The 15,537-nt window shown below is 73.8% G+C and carries 12 protein-coding genes and 2 pseudogenes; 11 read left to right on the top strand and 3 right to left on the bottom strand.

The features are described from left to right. Nucleotide 1 precedes the first annotated feature (1 nt). The 7 genes from ligD (at nt 2) to AB5J54_RS27085 (ending at nt 9,511) form a co-directional block, all read left to right on the top strand. On the top strand, nt 2–898 hold the full coding sequence (gene ligD, locus AB5J54_RS27115; RefSeq protein WP_369146513.1) for a non-homologous end-joining DNA ligase: 897 nt from the start codon (nt 2–4) through the stop codon (nt 896–898). A gap of 229 nt (nt 899–1,127) precedes the next feature. After that, a complete protein-coding gene (locus AB5J54_RS27110) occupies nt 1,128–2,036 on the top strand; it encodes a DNA ligase (protein ID WP_369146512.1) in 909 nt (302 codons plus the stop codon). A 221-nt stretch (nt 2,037–2,257) separates the two neighbouring features. Beyond that, the gene (locus AB5J54_RS27105) at nt 2,258–4,354 is read left to right on the top strand and encodes a PBS lyase (RefSeq protein ID WP_369146511.1); all 2,097 of its coding nucleotides are present in this window, start codon (nt 2,258–2,260) and stop codon (nt 4,352–4,354) included. A gap of 182 nt (nt 4,355–4,536) precedes the next feature. Further along, nucleotides 4,537–5,301 (top strand): hypothetical protein, encoded by a 765-nt coding sequence (locus AB5J54_RS27100; RefSeq protein WP_369146510.1) that lies wholly within the window; start codon nt 4,537–4,539, stop codon nt 5,299–5,301. A 31-nt stretch (nt 5,302–5,332) separates the two neighbouring features. Beyond that, a complete protein-coding gene (locus tag AB5J54_RS27095) occupies nt 5,333–6,604 on the top strand; it encodes an ATP-binding protein (RefSeq protein ID WP_369146509.1) in 1,272 nt (423 codons plus the stop codon). A 55-nt stretch (nt 6,605–6,659) separates the two neighbouring features. Beyond that, nucleotides 6,660–8,036: an FtsW/RodA/SpoVE family cell cycle protein gene (locus AB5J54_RS27090; protein ID WP_369146508.1), complete on the top strand. Its 1,377-nt coding sequence runs from the start codon at nt 6,660–6,662 to the stop codon at nt 8,034–8,036. Then, entirely contained in the window at nt 8,033–9,511 is a 1,479-nt protein-coding gene (locus AB5J54_RS27085) for a penicillin-binding transpeptidase domain-containing protein (RefSeq protein ID WP_369146507.1), read from the top strand. The genes AB5J54_RS27090 and AB5J54_RS27085 overlap by 4 nt, the downstream gene beginning before the upstream one ends. A gap of 280 nt (nt 9,512–9,791) precedes the next feature. On the opposite strand, the gene AB5J54_RS27080 is transcribed toward AB5J54_RS27085, so the two are convergent. From AB5J54_RS27080 to AB5J54_RS27070, 3 genes and pseudogenes are all read right to left on the bottom strand, one after another. Beyond that, entirely contained in the window at nt 9,792–10,367 is a 576-nt protein-coding gene (locus tag AB5J54_RS27080) for a hypothetical protein (RefSeq protein WP_369146506.1), read from the bottom strand. Between the two features lie 274 nt (nt 10,368–10,641). Continuing rightward, entirely contained in the window at nt 10,642–11,754 is a 1,113-nt protein-coding gene (locus tag AB5J54_RS27075) for a ferritin-like domain-containing protein (RefSeq protein WP_369146505.1), read from the bottom strand. A gap of 116 nt (nt 11,755–11,870) precedes the next feature. Next, a pseudogene (locus AB5J54_RS27070) lies at nt 11,871–11,927 on the bottom strand (phage DNA packaging protein J); the annotation flags it as partial. A gap of 38 nt (nt 11,928–11,965) precedes the next feature. Here AB5J54_RS27070 and AB5J54_RS27065 point away from each other — a divergent pair. The 4 genes and pseudogenes from AB5J54_RS27065 to AB5J54_RS27050 form a co-directional block, all read left to right on the top strand. Then, nucleotides 11,966–12,688, top strand: coding sequence for a TetR/AcrR family transcriptional regulator (locus AB5J54_RS27065; RefSeq protein WP_369146504.1), 723 nt, complete (start codon nt 11,966–11,968; stop codon nt 12,686–12,688). A gap of 27 nt (nt 12,689–12,715) precedes the next feature. Further along, nucleotides 12,716–13,009 (top strand): hypothetical protein, encoded by a 294-nt coding sequence (locus tag AB5J54_RS27060; protein WP_369146503.1) that lies wholly within the window; start codon nt 12,716–12,718, stop codon nt 13,007–13,009. Between the two features lie 74 nt (nt 13,010–13,083). Then, complete coding sequence (locus AB5J54_RS27055; RefSeq protein WP_369146502.1) at nt 13,084–14,337, top strand: NlpC/P60 family protein; 1,254 nt, start codon at nt 13,084–13,086, stop codon at nt 14,335–14,337. Between the two features lie 81 nt (nt 14,338–14,418). Continuing rightward, nucleotides 14,419–15,363, top strand: a pseudogene (locus AB5J54_RS27050) (MFS transporter); the annotation flags it as partial. Between the last annotated feature and the right edge of the window lie 174 nt (nt 15,364–15,537).

Raw genomic sequence — 15,537 nt, 5'->3', positions numbered from 1 at the left:
TATGACGCCGATCACAGAGGTGGAGGGGCGGCGCCTGGCGCTCAGCAACCTGGACAAGGTCCTCCACCCGCTCACCGGCACCACCAAGGGCGAGGTCCTCCACTACTACGCGACCGTCGGGCCCGTGATCCTGCCCCATCTGCGCGACCGCCCGGTGTCCTTCCTGCGCTACCCCGACGGTCCCGACGGGCAGCTCTTCTTCACCAAGAATCCGCCGCCCGGCACACCCTCCTGGGTGAGGACCACCCCCGTGCCCCGCTCCGAGGACCCCCGCGCCCGGCAGGTCGTGATCGAGGACCTCTCCTCGCTCATGTGGGCCGCGAACCTCGTCGTCGAGTTCCACACCCCCCAGTGGCGGGCCTCCTCCCCCGCCGTCGCCGACCGGCTCGTGTTCGACCTCGACCCCGGGCCGCCCGCCGGCGTCGCCGCCTGCTGCCGGGTCGCCCTGCATCTGCGCGAGCGGCTCGCCGCCGACGGTCTGGAGGCCTTCGCCAAGACTTCCGGCTCCAAGGGGCTGCATCTGCTCGTCCCCGTCGAGCCCACGCCGTCCCGGGACGTCTCGGCGTACGCGAAGCGGCTCGCCGTCGAGGCGGAGGCGGAGCTGCCGGGGCTCGTCACGCACCGGATGGCGAAGGCCCTGCGGCCCGGGAAGGTCTTCGTCGACCACAGCCAGAACGCCGCCGCCAAGACCACCGCCACCCCCTACACCCTGCGGGCCCGCGCCCTGCCCGCCGTCTCGGCGCCCGTCACCTGGGAGGAGGTCGAGGGCTGCGCCGCCCCCGCCGGGGACCCCGAGGAGCTCGCCCTTCTCATGGGCGACATCGCGCCACGTCTGGAGCGGTACGGGGACCTCATGGCGCCCCTCTTCGCGCCCGCGCGCGCGGGAGCCCTGCCGTGAGCGGGGCCCGGTGGCACGCGGGAAGTGCGGCGCGCGGAGCCCCACGACGGACGGGGAGCGCCGTGAACGGGGCCCAGCGGGGCGCGGGAAGTGCCGCGCGCGGAGCCCCACGACGGACGGGAAGCGCCGCGCGCCGAGTCCAGCGGGGCGCGGGAAGTGCCGTCTATCGGGCCCAGCGGGCCGCGGGAAGCGCCGCGAGCGGGCCCCCCTGGCGGGCGGGAGCCCGGCCGTGAACCCGGAGCCCGGGCCCGGAGCCGTCGTGCTGCTTCCGCCCGTCGACCCCATGCGGCCCCGGGCCGCCGACGAGATCCCCGCACAGGCGGAGCCGCCCCGGGAGCTCCAGTACTCCCTCAAGCTCGACGGGTTCCGCGCGCTCGCCTTCGTCCTCGACGGCGGGAAGGTCGTCCTGCAGTCCCGCTCCCGCCGGGACCTCGCGCCGGAGTTCCCCGACATCGCAGCGCACCTGCGCGAGCAGCTGCCGCCGGGGATCGTCCTGGACGGCGAGCTGTGCGCCTATCGGGACGGCCGGCTGAGCTTCACCGACCTGCTCCGCACGCACGCCGACCGGGTACGGACCGGGGTGCCCGTCTCGTACGTCGCCTTCGACCTGCTCGCCGTCCCCGGCCGTGACGTGCGGGCGCTGCCGCTCCGCGACCGGTGGGAGCTGCTCGGCGCGGCGCTGCGGGAGGCCGAGCCGCCGCTCCAGCGGGTCCTGGCGACGTCGGACGAGGAGACCGCGCGGGGCTGGTTCCGCGACCTGCGGGAGGCGGGCGTCGAGGGGGTCGTCGCGAAGCGGCTCGGCTCGGCCTACCGGGCGGGCTCGACCTGGGAGTGGCGCAAGATCCGGCACGCCGACACGAGCGACGCCCTGCTGCTCGGCCTCGTCGGGCCGCCGGAGCGGCCCCGCGCCCTGGTCGTACGGCTCCCCGACGGCCGCATCCTGACCACCTCGCCCCGGCTGACCCCGGCGCAGTCGCGTCAGGTCGGCGAGCTGGCGGGCGGGCGCGCGGGGCCCCTCGTGGAGGACCCGGAGCACGGGCCGGTGCGCCGGGTCGACCCGCCGCTCCCGGTCGAGCTGCGTCAGGTCGCGGGGCGGCACGAGACGGCGGCGTTCGTCCGCGTGCGGTCGGAGGGCTAGGGGCCGTCTCCACGGGCCGGGGGGACCACCCCCGTCAACCCTCTCGGCGTGTCCCCCGTTCGGACACCGAGCGCAACTGCCTTGCTCCGTACCGTACATGGCGCAAAGAGGTCGCAACAGGCGCTCCGGGCGCGGCAGGTGTCGCCGGTTCGGCCTTGTTGTCCCTCCTGTGGTGCACACTTGCTGCCTGGCACAGCGCTCACGGGGAAGGCGGCCTGGCAATGCTGACGGGGATCGAGGAGGTCGACTGGGCCTCGCTGGGGCACGCGTACGGCCCCGCGGACGACGTGCCGGAGCTGCTCCGCGGACTCGCCTCCGCCGACCCCGCCGAGCGGGAGACCGCACTCGACGGCATGTACGGCGCGGTCCACCACCAGGGCGACGTCTACGACTCCACGCTGGCCTGCATCCCCTTCCTGCTCGAACTCGTCGCCGACCCCGGTGTCCAGGACCGGGGCTGCATCGTCGAGCTGCTCACCAGCATCGGGGGGATCGAGCTCGATGACGACGACGAGGAACTGGACGAATTCGGCTCCGACGACGAGGAGTTCATCCCCGCCGCCAACTACGCGATGGCGGCCGCCGCCATCGCCGCCGGTGCCGACGTCTTCCTCGGGCTCGTCTCCGATCCCGACCCCGAGGTGCGGCTCGCCGCGCCGTGCGCGCTCGCCTCGCTTCACCCCGAGCCCGCCCGGGTGCTGAACCTGCTGCGGGAGCGGCTCACCGTCGAGCGGGACACCGAGGTGCGGCTCGCCCTGGTGGCCGCCGTCGGGCGGATCGCCCTGCGGCACGCCTCGCTGCGCACCGAGACCGTCGACTGGCTCGGCTGGCTCGCCCGCGCCGCCCACGACCCCGGGCTGCGGCTCGCGGCACTCGCCCAGCGGGCGCGCTGCGCGCCCGCCGACATCCCGGACGACGTGGTGCCGTGGGTGACGGGGCTGCTGGAGGAGATCAGGACCTCGGCGAACCGGCAGGCCTCCCCCGGCACGGAGCGGGCCGCGACGCCGACGCTGATCGGGCAGGTCCGCGAGCTCCTGGAGGAGCATGCCGCCGGCCGGCCCGCGCCGTGGACGGAGGAGCTGCTGCGGACCCTGCACGCCGCGCTGGACGACCGGGTCGACGACCGGATCGCGCTGATCCTCGCGCAGCTGCGCAGCCCGGACTGGGGGCAGCGCTCGGACGCGATCTGGTTGTGCGGCGGTTTGATACGGGTCTGGCGCGGGCGGTACGAGGAGGTCGTCCGGCTCGTCGGCGCGCAGCTCCAGGATCCCGAGCCGCGGCTCCGCGAGGCGGCCACGTCCTTCCTGGAGCGGCTCTTCGAGCTGGGCGCGCCCGCCGCCGACGCACTGGCGGCCCGCCTCGCCGCGGGGCCGGGCGCCGCCCCCTCGGTCCAGGGCTTCGTCGGGCGGTCCGGGCGGGACGGGGCGCTGCTCGCGCTGGCCCGCGCCGGGGACACGCGCGCGGTGCCGCTGCTCGCGCGGGCCCTGGACGAGCCCGAGGTGCGGCGCGAGCTGCTGTACGCCATGGACGGGCTCGGGCCCTCGGCGGCGATGCTCGCCCCGCTGCTCCGGCGCAGGCTCGCGGAGGTCGAGCTCGACGAGCGGCTGTACGACCGGGCGGCGCCGCTGCTGTACGCCCTGGCGGCCGTGCGGGGCGGCCAGGCCCTGCCGGAGGTGCTGCGGGTGCTGCGCGGGGCGCCGGCGAACCGGCGCGACTGGGTCAGGGAGGCCGCCCTGCGGACGCTCGCGGCCTTCGGGCCCGCCGCCGGGGAGGCCGTGCCGGACGTGCGGGAGCTCCTGTCCGCGGAGTCGGCCGCGGTGGCCACGGCGGCGGCCCGGGCGCTGTGGGCGGCCGAGGGCGACCGGGGTGACGTGCTCCCCGCCCTGGAGCGGTGGCTGCGGCCCGGCGCACCGAGCGGGGACTGGTGCGCCGCCGCGCAGGTCCTCGGCGAGATCGGCCCTGCGGCGGCCGAGGCGGCCCCCGCCCTCCTGCCGGGTCTGGTCGCACGGGACCTGTGGGTGCGGGTCCGCAGCGCCGCGGCGCTGTGGCGGGTGTCCGGCGAGTCGTCGGCGTCGCTGCCGGTGCTGCTGGCGGCCTGGGAGGAGAACCGGCACGCGCGCGTGGACATCGCGGAGTGCCTGGCGGAGATGGGTCCCGCGGCCTCGGGCGCGCAGCTGGTGATCCTCACGGAGCTGACCCGCAGACGCCGTCACAACGCCCGGGAGGACGGTTCCGGCTCCCATGACATCCATCTCGACGAGAAGCTGCTGACCCTGTGCCGGGCGGCGCTGGCCCGGATGGAGCGGGGAGTCTTCTAGGGACGTAGCGGGGGGGCTTCCGGGGATGGAGCAGGAGGTCTTCCAGGGGTTGAGCGGTGGGTCTTCCAGGCCGGTCAGAGGCCCCGGTCACCCGAGATCGTCCGATGAAGAGACAAAAAGGACTTCACTCCGCATAAGGTCTACAGGGAGCCGACCCCCACCGATCGAGGAGCAGAAGCAGCGTGAGACCGCACGGAGTGGGCGTTCTGGGCGCGCTCGTTCTCGCACTCGCGCTCGTGCTCACCGGCTGCGACGGCCGCGAGGGCGGGCTCAAGAGCGCCGGGCCCACGCCCACCGCCGTGGGGCCCGTCCGGCTCTGGCCCGATCTGCCGCCCGCCACGAACCCGCCGATGGACTACGGCGAGTCCGACACCCAGCGCGTCCCCGGCATCGAGGTCGCCGACAACGACGTCCACTCCCTCGACCCGGTGGCGGTGGTCCGCGCCGAGGTGCGCGCCCACCCCGACACGTACACCGGCGCGGACGGCCTGTACGAGCAGACCGCCCGCGCGATCGAGGCCTGCGGCACGGCGCCGGCCGGCTGTCCGGTCCTGCGGCCGTACTACCGCGACCTCACCGGCAACGGCCGGGACGAGCTCATCGTCGGGATCCGGATGCCGGACCAGCAGGTCGGCGTGCGGGTCTACCTCGCCGAGAACGGCGGCCTGACCCGGATCATGTCCACCGTCGACCAGGTCATCAGCGTGGAGCTGGCCGGCCGGGACCTGATCCTGCGCGTCGGCTCGGCCGGCATCCCCGGGTACGAGTACCGGACCGCCTGGACCTGGGACGAACAGCAGCGCAGCATGCTGCCCACCCGGGACGAGATCGTCCGGGTGAAGCCGCCCGGCACGGGCCCCTCGACGGTGCCCGCGCCGCACCTGGTGAGCCCGACCCCGACACCGACCGACACCCCCGCGCCCGTACCCCCGGAGGCGACGCCGTGAGGCCCGTACCCCTCCCCGCGGAGGCCGCGCCGTGAGGGCCCCCCGGCGGCCCGCCTGGACCGCGACGCTCACCTGGAAGGCCGCGGTCTTCATCGGGGTGATGTGCTGCGCCCTCGCCGCGCTGCTCGGCGTCCTCGTCCACGCCTCGGTGACCGGCCAGACCGTGAGCGACTCCCGGGACAAGGCCCTGACGCGGCTCACCGAGGTCAGCGGGCTCTACGAGGCGGGCGAGCCGCTCCCCCGGTTCGCCGGGGTGGATCCGCCCGGACTCCCGGCCTCGCTGCGGGCGCTCGCCGTGGGCGGCGAGCACGGGACGATGGTCACGGAGTACGAGGGCCGGCCGACGATGTGGGCGGCGGGACCCGCGGACGGTCGCGCCCTGGCCGTACGCCTCGACTACACCCAGAGCGCCGAGACGATCGACGCGCTCGACCGCTCGATCCTCGGCTCCTCCGTCCTGGCGATCGGCGCGACCCTGCTCGTCGGCGCCTTCGCCGTCACCCGGGTCACCCGCCGGCTCCATCTGACGGCCCAGGTGGCCCGCCGGATCAGCGCCGGCGACCTCGACGCGCGCGTGGACGACCCCCGCACGAAGGACCCCACGCGGCCGCAGGACGAGGTTGCCACGGTCTCGGGGGCGCTCGACACGATGGCCTCCTCGCTCCAGCGGAAGCTGCAGACCGAGCAGCGGTTCACCGCCGATGTGGCGCACGAGCTGCGGACCCCGCTGACGGGCCTCTCGGCCGCGGCCGAACTGCTGCCGGAGGGGCGGCCCTCGGAGCTCGTACGGGACAGGGTGCGGGCGATGCGCGGCCTCACCGAGGACCTCCTGGAGATCTCGCGGCTCGACGCCCGCACCGAGACCGTGGACCTGGCGGTGCACGAGCTCGGGCCGCTCGCCGAGCGGGTGGTGCGCGCCTCGGGCACGGACACGGAGGTCCGGATCGTCCGGGACGCAACGGTGGAGACGGACCGCCGGCGGGTGGAGCGGGTGCTCGGCAATCTGGTGGCGAACGCGCACAAGCACGGGGCGCCGCCGGTGGTGGTGACGGTGGACGGGCCGGTGGTGTCCGTACGGGACCACGGGCCGGGCTATCCGGCGTACCTCCTGGAGTCGGGGCCGCAGCGGTTCCGTACCGAGAGCGGCGGCAAGGGGCACGGGCTCGGGCTGACGATCGCGGTCGGGCAGGCGGGGGTGATCGGCGCCGAGCTGGTCTTCGGCGCCACGCCGGACGGGGGTGCCGAGGCCCGGCTGCGGCTGCCGGAGTACGTACGGCTCGCCCCGCCCGATACGGAGGGGTGACGGCACACCGTCACACAAAAGGGACATAGGGCATACCGCTTGCTACGTTGCGGCCATGACCGCACCACGGAGCCCGGACGCACCCCCGCCCGGCATCCGTGCCCCGAAGCGGCGCGGCGTGGAGCTGTCGCTCCTGATCGGCGCGGTCCTGATCTCCGTCCTCGGCTACGCGGAGGTCGGCCTCGCCCGCAGCGGCGCCGTGCCGCCCGACGCCGCCCGCTACGGGGCCGGCCTCGGCGGGCTCGCGCTCGTCGCCCACCTCGCGGTCCGCTTCCGCGCCCCCTACGCCGATCCGCTGCTGCTGCCGATCGCGGTCCTGCTCAACGGCCTCGGCCTGGTCCTGATCTACCGCCTCGACCTGGAGACGCCGAAGGACCAGGCGGCGGCGACGCAGCTGGTCTGGTCGACGCTCGGGGTGGCGCTCTTCATCGTGGTCGTGCTGCTGCTCCGCGACCATCGGTCGCTGCAGGGGTACGCGTACGTGTCGGTGGCCGCCGCGCTCGGCCTGATGATCCTGCCGATCTTCTTCCCGGCGGTGAACGGCGCCAAGATCTGGATCCGGATCGGCGGCCTCTCCTTCCAGCCGGGGGAGTTCGCCAAGATCCTGCTCGCGGTCTTCTTCGCCGCGTACCTCGCCGCCAACCGCAACGCGCTCGCGTACACCGGCCGCCGGATCTGGAAGTTCCAGTTCCCGACCGGGCGGGTCCTCGGGCCGATCGTGGCGATCTGGCTGCTGAGCGTCGGCGTGCTCGTCCTGGAACGGGACCTGGGCACCTCGCTGCTGTTCTTCGGCCTCTTCGTGATCATGCTGTACGTGGCGACCGGCCGGACCGGCTGGATCGCGGTCGGGCTCGTCCTGGCCTCCGCCGGCGCCTTCCTCGTCGGCTCGCTCGAACCCCACGTCCACAGCCGTGTGCAGGACTGGCTCGACCCCTTCGCCTCGATCCGGGCGGGCGAGGGCCCCGGGCAACTCGCCCAGTCGCTCTTCGCCTTCGCCGCCGGCGGGATGCTCGGCACCGGGCTCGGCCTCGGCCATTCCGTCCTCATCGGCTTCGCCACCAAGTCCGACTTCATCCTTGCGACGGCCGGCGAGGAGCTGGGGCTCGTCGGCCTCACCGCGCTCTTCCTGCTGTACGCGCTGCTCGTCGCCCGCGGCTACCGCGCCGGCCTCTCGCTGCGCGACCCCTTCGGGCGACTGCTCGCGATCGGCCTCGCCTCGATCGTGGCGCTCCAGGTCTTCGTGATCGCGGGCGGGGTGATGGGGCTGATCCCGCTGACCGGCATGGCCATGCCGTTCCTGGCGCAGGGAGGTTCGTCCGTGGTGACCAACTGGGTGATCGTCGCGCTGCTCATCCGGGTCAGCGACTCGGCCCGCGCGCCCCAGCCGGACGGCGCGGACGCCGGGGAGCCGGTGAAGGTGGCTCCCCGGTGATCCGGTACATCCGCAGAGCCGCCGCCCTCTGTCTGATCCTGCTCGTCGCGCTGCTCGTCAACGCCGCGCGCGTGATGGTCTTCGAGGCCGAGTCCCTCGACGACAACCCGGCCAACCGGCGGATCGCGATCGACCGGTACGCGAAGCAGCGCGGCGAGATCGTCGTCGACGGGAAGCCGGTGACCGGCTCCCGCGACAGCGGACAGCAGCTGCGCTGGGAACGGACCTACAAGCAGGGGCCGTTGTACGCGCCGGTGACCGGCTACGCCTCCCAGACGTACGGCACGACGCTCGTCGAGCACGCCGAGGACGACATCCTCTCCGGCACCGACCCGATGCTGGCGCCGCTGCCCCTGTGGAACGACCTCACCCGGGGCCGGCAGCCCGGCGGCGACGTGGTGACCACGATCCGCGCCTCCATGCAGGAGGCGGCCTTCCGGGGGCTCGACGGGAAGCGGGGCGCGGTCGTGGCGGTCGAGCCGTCCAGCGGCCGGATCCTGGCGCTCGTCAGCTCCCCCTCGTACGACCCGGGGGTCCTCTCCGGGACGGGCCAGAAGGTCAAGGACGCCTGGCGGCGCCTGAACACCTCGCCGAACCAGCCGATGCTGAACCGGGCGCTGCGGCAGACGTACCCGCCGGGCTCCACCTTCAAGATCGTGACCGCCGCTGCGGCCCTGGACGCCGGGGTGGTCCGGGACGTGGAGGCGCCGACGGACACCCCGGACCCCTTCGTACTGCCCGGCACCCGGCAGGTGCTGCCGAACGAGGCCACGGGCTGCGGCAACGCCTCCCTCGCATACGCGATCCAGTGGTCCTGCAACACCGTGATGGCCGGGCTCGGGGTGCAGGTGGGGCTCACGGGGATGGTCGACGCGGTCGAACGGTTCGGCTTCAACGACACGGGGCTGCGCGTGCCGTCCTGGGTGGCCAAGTCCAACTTCGACCGGGAGATGAGCCCGGACCAGCTGGCCCTGTCGTCCATCGGGCAGTTCGACACGACGGCGACCCCGCTCCAGATGGCGATGGTGGCGGCGGCCGTCGCCAACAACGGGGAGATCGCCCACCCTCACCTCGTCGACCGGACGACGACCTCCGGCGGCACGACCGTGGACCGCACGGGCCGCCGCGGCTACCGGCAGGCGATGAACCCTTCGACGGCGATGCAGCTCCAGCGGCTGATGGTGCGGGCCGTGGAGGAGGGCACGGGGACGAACGCGGCGATCCCCGGAGCGCGGGTCGGCGGCAAGACGGGCACCGCCCAGCACGGCTTCGGCAACACGGGCACCCCCTATGCCTGGTTCATCGCCTGGGCCCAGGCGGACGACGCGGCCCAGCCGGCGGTCGCGGTGGCGGTCGTCGTCGAGGACGCGGAGGCCTCCCGTACGGACATCAGCGGCGGCGGCAGCGCGGCGCCGGTCGCGAAGGCGGTGATGGAGGAGGCGCTGCGGCTGGAGGCGGAGGCGCGGAATCCGTAGCCGGGATAGTGGATCCGCATGCTGGATCCACTATGCGGATCCCGGATCCAATGTCCTGGATCCAATGTCCTGGATCCCGGATGCCGGATGCAATGTGCCGGATCCAATGTCCCGGATCCTGGATCCCGGATCCAATGTGCCGGATCCAATGTCCCGGATCCTGGATCCCGGATCCAATGTCCCGGATCCAATGTCCCGGATCCTGGATCCCGGATCCAATGTCCCGGATCCCGGATCCCTCATCCCGTAGCCAATATCCCGGATCCCGCAGCCGCCGCCGTCAGCCGATCGGCTTGCGGATCTCCGCGCGGATCTTGGCCGTCTTCTCCGCGAGTCCGGCCAGGTCGATGTCCTTGGGGTCGGCCGTGGCTTCCCCGGCGCCGACGAGGGCGATGGCGGCGGCGGTGTTCTCGTCGCCCCAGGCGCACATGGGCAGCGTCGTCGTGCTGAGTCCGTCCTTCGACGTGGTGACCTGGCAGCTGACGGTCACGTCGTACCCGGCGGGTGTGAAGTCCGTGGGCTTGACGACGAGCGTGGAGCCCTTGTCCGTGGCGGCCCCCTTGAGGATGGACGAGCGGGTGGTGCCGGGGTTCTTGATCTGCCCGTACAGCCCGGAGAGCACGAGGACGGAGCCGTCCTTGCCGCTGTACTGCCCGACGGCCGCCTTCGCGTCCTTCACGGTGAAGTCGGGGGTGTCCTCGATCTCCTTGCCCTGGGTGTCGGAGAGGTCGGAGACGAGGGTGAACTCGCCGCCGAGGAAGGTCTGCGGGACGACCAGCTTGTGCGTCGCCTCGGGGAAGGGACCGGTGACGCCGTCGAGGCCGGCCTTGACCCCGTAACCGATGCCGCCGACCACGACCAGGGAGCCGACGACGATGCCGACTCGCCCCGGCCGACAGCTTCTTCTTCGGCGGCGGCCCCATGGGCGGCTGCCCCCACGCTCCCCTGCCCGGCCCGGGGTACTGCGGCGGGACGCCGCCCTGCGGGGGGTATCCCTGCGGCGGGGGTCCCTGCGGAGCGCCGAACGCGCCGGGCTGCTGCGGGGGCGGTACGGGCCCGCCGTACGGGTGGTGGGGCGGCTGGCTCGGCGAGGGCGGCGGCATGGTCATGACGAGCACGCTACGTCACGGCTACGACACCTCCGCCGCCCCCTCCTCGATCGCGGCCTCCACCTCGGCGACCCGCTCGGCCTCCTCCGCCGCGAAGCGCTCGCGGTCCAGGGCCTCCGCGATCTCCTCGTCCTGGCTCATCAGCAGGTCCAGGTTGGAGTCGCCGAGGTCGAAGACGCCCATGTCCAGGTAGGCCTTCTGGAGGCGTTCGCCCCAGAGGCCGATGTCCTTGACGCAGGGGACGATCCGGCTGAAGAGGAGCTTGCGGAAGAGGTGCAGGAACTCGCTCTGCTCGCTGAGCTCCTCCGCCTCCTTCTTCGGGATGCCGAAGTTCTCCAGGACCTCCACCCCGCGCAGCCGGTCGCGCATCAGGTAGCAGCCCTCGATGACGAACTCCTCGCGCTCGCGGAGCTCCGCGTCCGTCAGCTGCTTGTAGTAGTCGCGCAGCGCCATCCGGCCGAAGGCGACGTGCCGGGCCTCGTCCTGCATCACGTACGCGAGGATCTGCTTGGGCAGCGGCTTGTCGGTGGTGTCGCGGATCATGCCGAAGGCGGCGAGGGCGAGGCCTTCGATGAGCACCTGCATGCCGAGGTAGGGCATGTCCCAGCGGGAGTCGCGCAGGGTGTCGTCGAGGAGGCCCTTGAGGTTGTCGTTGATCGGGTACAGCATCCCGATCTTCTCGTGGAGGAAGCGGCCGTAGATCTCGGCGTGCCGGGCCTCGTCCATGGTCTGGGTGGCCGAGTAGAACTTGGCGTCCAGGTCGGGGACGGACTCCACGATCCGCGCGGCGCAGATCATGGCCCCCTGCTCACCGTGGAGGAACTGGCTGAACTGCCAGGAGGCGTAGTGCCGGCGCAGGTCGCCCTTGTCCTTCTCGGTCATCTTCGCCCAGTGGCGGGTGCCGTGGAGGGTGAGGACCTCGTCGGGGGTGCCGAGCGGGTCGTACGGGTCGACCTCGATGCCCCAGTCGATCCGGGTGGCGCCGTCCCACTGCTTGTCCTTGCCCTTCTGGTAGAGGGCGAGGAGGCGCTCGCGGCCGTCGTCGTAGTCCCAGGAGAAGCGGGCGGCGCCGGTGGCGGGGACCTCCCAGACGGGTCCGGCGGGGGCGTGAACATAGAGGTCGTGCGTCGACACTGACGACTCCTTCCGTCCGTTTCCAGCAGGCTCACACGTTGGTAGACGGATCGTCAACAAGTCGGACGCGAGGGATTGATGGCATTGCCGACGCCGCTCCCCCGACGGGGCGAGCCTCAGGAAACGGCAAGGGGTGCGGGCCGCCCGGGCCGTGCCCCGGTCCTCGGGCTGCCGGCCCCGAGGGAGCCGCTCCGCGGTTACGCTGCGGTTCATGACGAGCGCCGCCACCCCCGCGTACCGCAGGCTCAGCGTCGAGGAGCGGCGCGGGCAGCTCCTGGAGACCGCCCAGGAGCTCTTCGCCCACCGGGCGCCCGAGGACGTCTCGCTCGACGACGTCGCCGAGGCGGCGGGCGTCTCGCGGCCCCTCGTCTACCGCTACTTCCCCGGCGGCAAGCAGCAGTTGTACGAGGTGGCCCTGCGCTCCTCCGCCGACGCCCTGAACCGCTGCTTCACCGAGCCTCCGGTCGGCCCTCCGACCGAGCGGCTCGGCCGGGTGCTCGACCGCTATCTGGCCTTCGTCGACGAGCACGACGCCGGGTTCAGCGCGCTGCTGCGGGGCGGCAGCGTCGCCGGGACCTCCCGGACCTCCGCGATCGTGGACGAGGTGCGGCGGGCCGCCGCCGAGCAGATCCTCGTCCACCTCGGGGTGGAGCGGCCGGGGCCCCGGCTCGGCCTGCTCGTCCGGACGTGGATCGCCGCCGTCGAGGCCGCCTCGCTCATCTGGCTGGACGAGGAGAAGCAGCCGCCGGCGCGGGAGCTGCGGGACTGGCTCGTCGACCACCTCGTCGCGCTGCTCGCGGCGACCACGGCGAGCGACGAGGAGACGGCGGAGGTCGTGAGGCGACTGCTCGCGCAGGAGACCCCCGAGGGGCCGGTGGCGAGGCTCGCCCGACGGGTGATCCCGGTGGTGGGCGAGGCGGCCCACCTGCTGTGAGGCGGTGGGCCGGGAGAGACTGTGGGGGTGAGAAGCGAGAACACCCCCTTCCGTGGCGGCCCCCTCGACGGCCGGGCCCTGCCGATCCTGGTCGGCCCGACCGGCCACCCTCCGAAGTGGTACGAGATCCCGGTCCCGGCGCACGACGGGCACCCGCCGACCCTGCACACGTACCGGCGCGAGCCTTCGGGCTACACGAAGCGGCTCGGGCTGCAGCGCGGCTGGGTGTACGTGTACGCGCCCGAGGGGCGGGAGCGGCGGGAGCTGAAGTGGCCGTGGTCGAAGCCGACGCAGAAGCCTTCGACGGAGCCGAACGGGTGACAGGAAAGGGCGCGCCCCGATTCGTACGGTAATCAGATGAAGTGACCCGTCATCATCCCCGTGGAGGTGATGACGTGTCGCGAAGGCTGCTGCGCACGGTCTGCACGGGGGCGCTCGCCGCGGCGACGGCGCTCACGGGGGTGCTCCCGGCGGCGGGCGCCGCCCCGGACCCGCCCGCCGACCCGCCGGCGGCCGCCGACCCCGGCGACGCCGTCGACCCCGTCGGCCCTTCCGTCCCGAAGGCGCCGTCCGCGCCCCCCGTCGAGGACGACGACGCCTCCGCGCTCCCACCCCCCGGCGGGGACTCCGTCGGCGCGCTGCTCACGCGGCTGCGGACGCTCTACCAGCAGGCCGAGGAGGCGACCGAGCGGTACAACGCCGTCGAGGAGAAGCTGAAGCTCCAGGCCGCCGACACCAAGAAGGTCACCGCCCGGCTCACCGCCGCCCGCACCGCCCTGGCGCAGGGCCGTGCCGCGGCCGGCCGGATCGCCCGGGACCAGTACCAGGGCAGGTCGGTGCTCTCCGCGTACCCCTCGTACCTGCGGCTGCTCTTCGCCGCGGACCCCCAGTCGGCCCTGGACGAGGGGCATCTGATGGACCGCGCCGCCCGCGACCGGGCCACGGCCGTCACCCGGCTCGCCAGCGCGGAGCGGCAGGCGGGCAGCCTCGCGAGCGCCTCCCGCAAGGCCCTGGACCGGCAGCAGGGGCTCGCGGCCGCGCAGCGCAAACGGCGCGACGAGGTGCGGGCCAAGCTGTCCGAGGTCGAGAAGCTGCTCGCCGCCCTGTCGCCGGAGCAGCTGGCCCGGCTGACCGCGCTCGAACACGTCCAGACCGCCGGGGCGCAGCGCGAGCTGCTCGACTCCGGCGTCCTGGACAGCGCGCGCACCCCGTCCCGGGCGGGCGCGGAGGCGCTGCGCTTCGCGGTGGGGCAGATCGGCAAGCCGTACGAGTGGGGGGCGGAGGGCCCGGAGGCGTACGACTGCTCGGGGCTGACGCAGCAGGCCTGGGCGGCGGCGGGCCGGGAGCTGCCGAGGACCAGCCAGGAGCAGTGGGCGACGCTGCCCCGGGTGCCGCTCGCCGAGCTCCGCCCCGGCGACCTGGTGGTCTACTTCCCGGGCGCGACCCATGTGGCCCTCTATCTGGGCGGGGGCCTGGTGGTGCAGGCGCCGCGCCCGGGCGCGAAGGTGAAGGTCTCGCCGCTCGCGGCGAACCCGCTGCTCGGAGCCGTACGGCCCGATCCGGGAGGGAAGGCCCTGGAGGCGTACACGCCGCCCGTGCTGCCGGCGGGAGCGAAGGACGGCGCGGACGAGGGGTACGACAAGAGCTGAACCACCGCCCCCTAACTCCCGCTTTCCGCATGCCTCTTGCTCCTGCACGTAATATGCAACAAGCTTGACGGGTCCTTACTGATGGCCGATCGCCTGTCCCGGACACGGAGCCCCGTCATGCCCAGACTGCTGCCGGAAACCCGGCCCCAGCGCGCGCTCGCCGCCTCCAACTTCGTCAACGCCGTCGGCAGCGGGCTCTTCCTGACCGCCGGCGTCCTGTACTTCACCCAGGCCGTGCGCCTCCCGGCCGCCACCGTGGGGCTCGGGCTCGGCATCGCCGGGCTCCTCTCGCTGGCCGTGGGGATCGCCGTCGGCCACCTCGCGGACCGGCGCGGGGCGCGCGGGGTCTACGTGACCACGCTGGCGGTGCAGGCGGTCGCCACGGCGGCCTTCGTCCTCGCCGACAGCTTCTGGCCGTTCGTCCTCGCCGTCTCCACGGCCACCGGCGCCAAGGCGGCCGGTCTCGCCGCCCGGGCGCCGCTCATCCGGCACCATGGAGGCGGCAGACCGCAGGAGTTCCGCGCCTATCTGCGGGCCGTGACCAATGTCGGCATCTCCCTGGGCGCGCTCCTCGCGGGCTGGGCGGTGCAGGTCGGCACGCTCGGCGCCTACCAGGTCCTCGTCGCCGGGAACGCCTGCGCGTTCGCCGCCTCCGCCGCCGTCCTGTTCCTGCTGCCGCCCGTCGCGCCCGCCCCCGCGGCCCGCGGCCCGCGCTGGATCGCGCTGCGGGACCGGCCGTACCTGGCGCTCACCGCGCTCGACGGCATCATGGCGATCCAGTTCAAGGTGCTCACGGTCGCGATCCCGCTCTGGCTCGTGGGATCCACCACCGCCCCGCACTGGCTCGTCTCCGGCACCATGCTCGCCAACACGGTCCTCGTCGTCGGCCTCCAGGTGCGGGCGAGCCGCGGCGTCGACTCGCCCCGGGCCGGCGGCCGCGCCTACCGGCGCGCCGGAGCGGCCTTCCTCGTCTCCTGCGCCCTCGTCTCGCTGTCCGCGGGGACGCCGGTCGCGGTGGCGGTCGTCCTGCTCCTGACCGCCGTGGTGGTCCACACGGTCGGTGAGCTGTGGCACGCGGCGGGCGGCTTCGAGGTGTCGTACGCGCTGGCACCGCCCCACGCCACCGGCCAGTACCTCGGCGTCTTCGGCCTGGGAGCGGGTCTCTCCGAGGCCCTCGGCCCCGGCCTGCTCATCGCGCTC

The sequence above is a fragment of the Streptomyces sp. R44 genome (assembly GCF_041053105.1).
In the GTDB taxonomy this organism is placed as follows: Bacteria; Actinomycetota; Actinomycetes; order Streptomycetales; family Streptomycetaceae; genus Streptomyces.
The sequence above is the reverse complement of the archived record's forward strand: the minus strand, read 5'-3'. Positions and strand labels throughout refer to the sequence as shown.

What these genes read in the sequence shown, in the direction of transcription:
- ligD (WP_369146513.1), top strand. Translation starts at nt 2, where the DNA reads ATGACGCCGATCACAGAGGTGGAGGGGCGGCGCCTGGCGCTCAGCAAC.
- AB5J54_RS27105 (WP_369146511.1), top strand. Translation starts at nt 2,258, where the DNA reads ATGCTGACGGGGATCGAGGAGGTCGACTGGGCCTCGCTGGGGCACGCG.
- AB5J54_RS27090 (WP_369146508.1), top strand. Translation starts at nt 6,660, where the DNA reads ATGACCGCACCACGGAGCCCGGACGCACCCCCGCCCGGCATCCGTGCC.
- AB5J54_RS27065 (WP_369146504.1), top strand. Translation starts at nt 11,966, where the DNA reads ATGACGAGCGCCGCCACCCCCGCGTACCGCAGGCTCAGCGTCGAGGAG.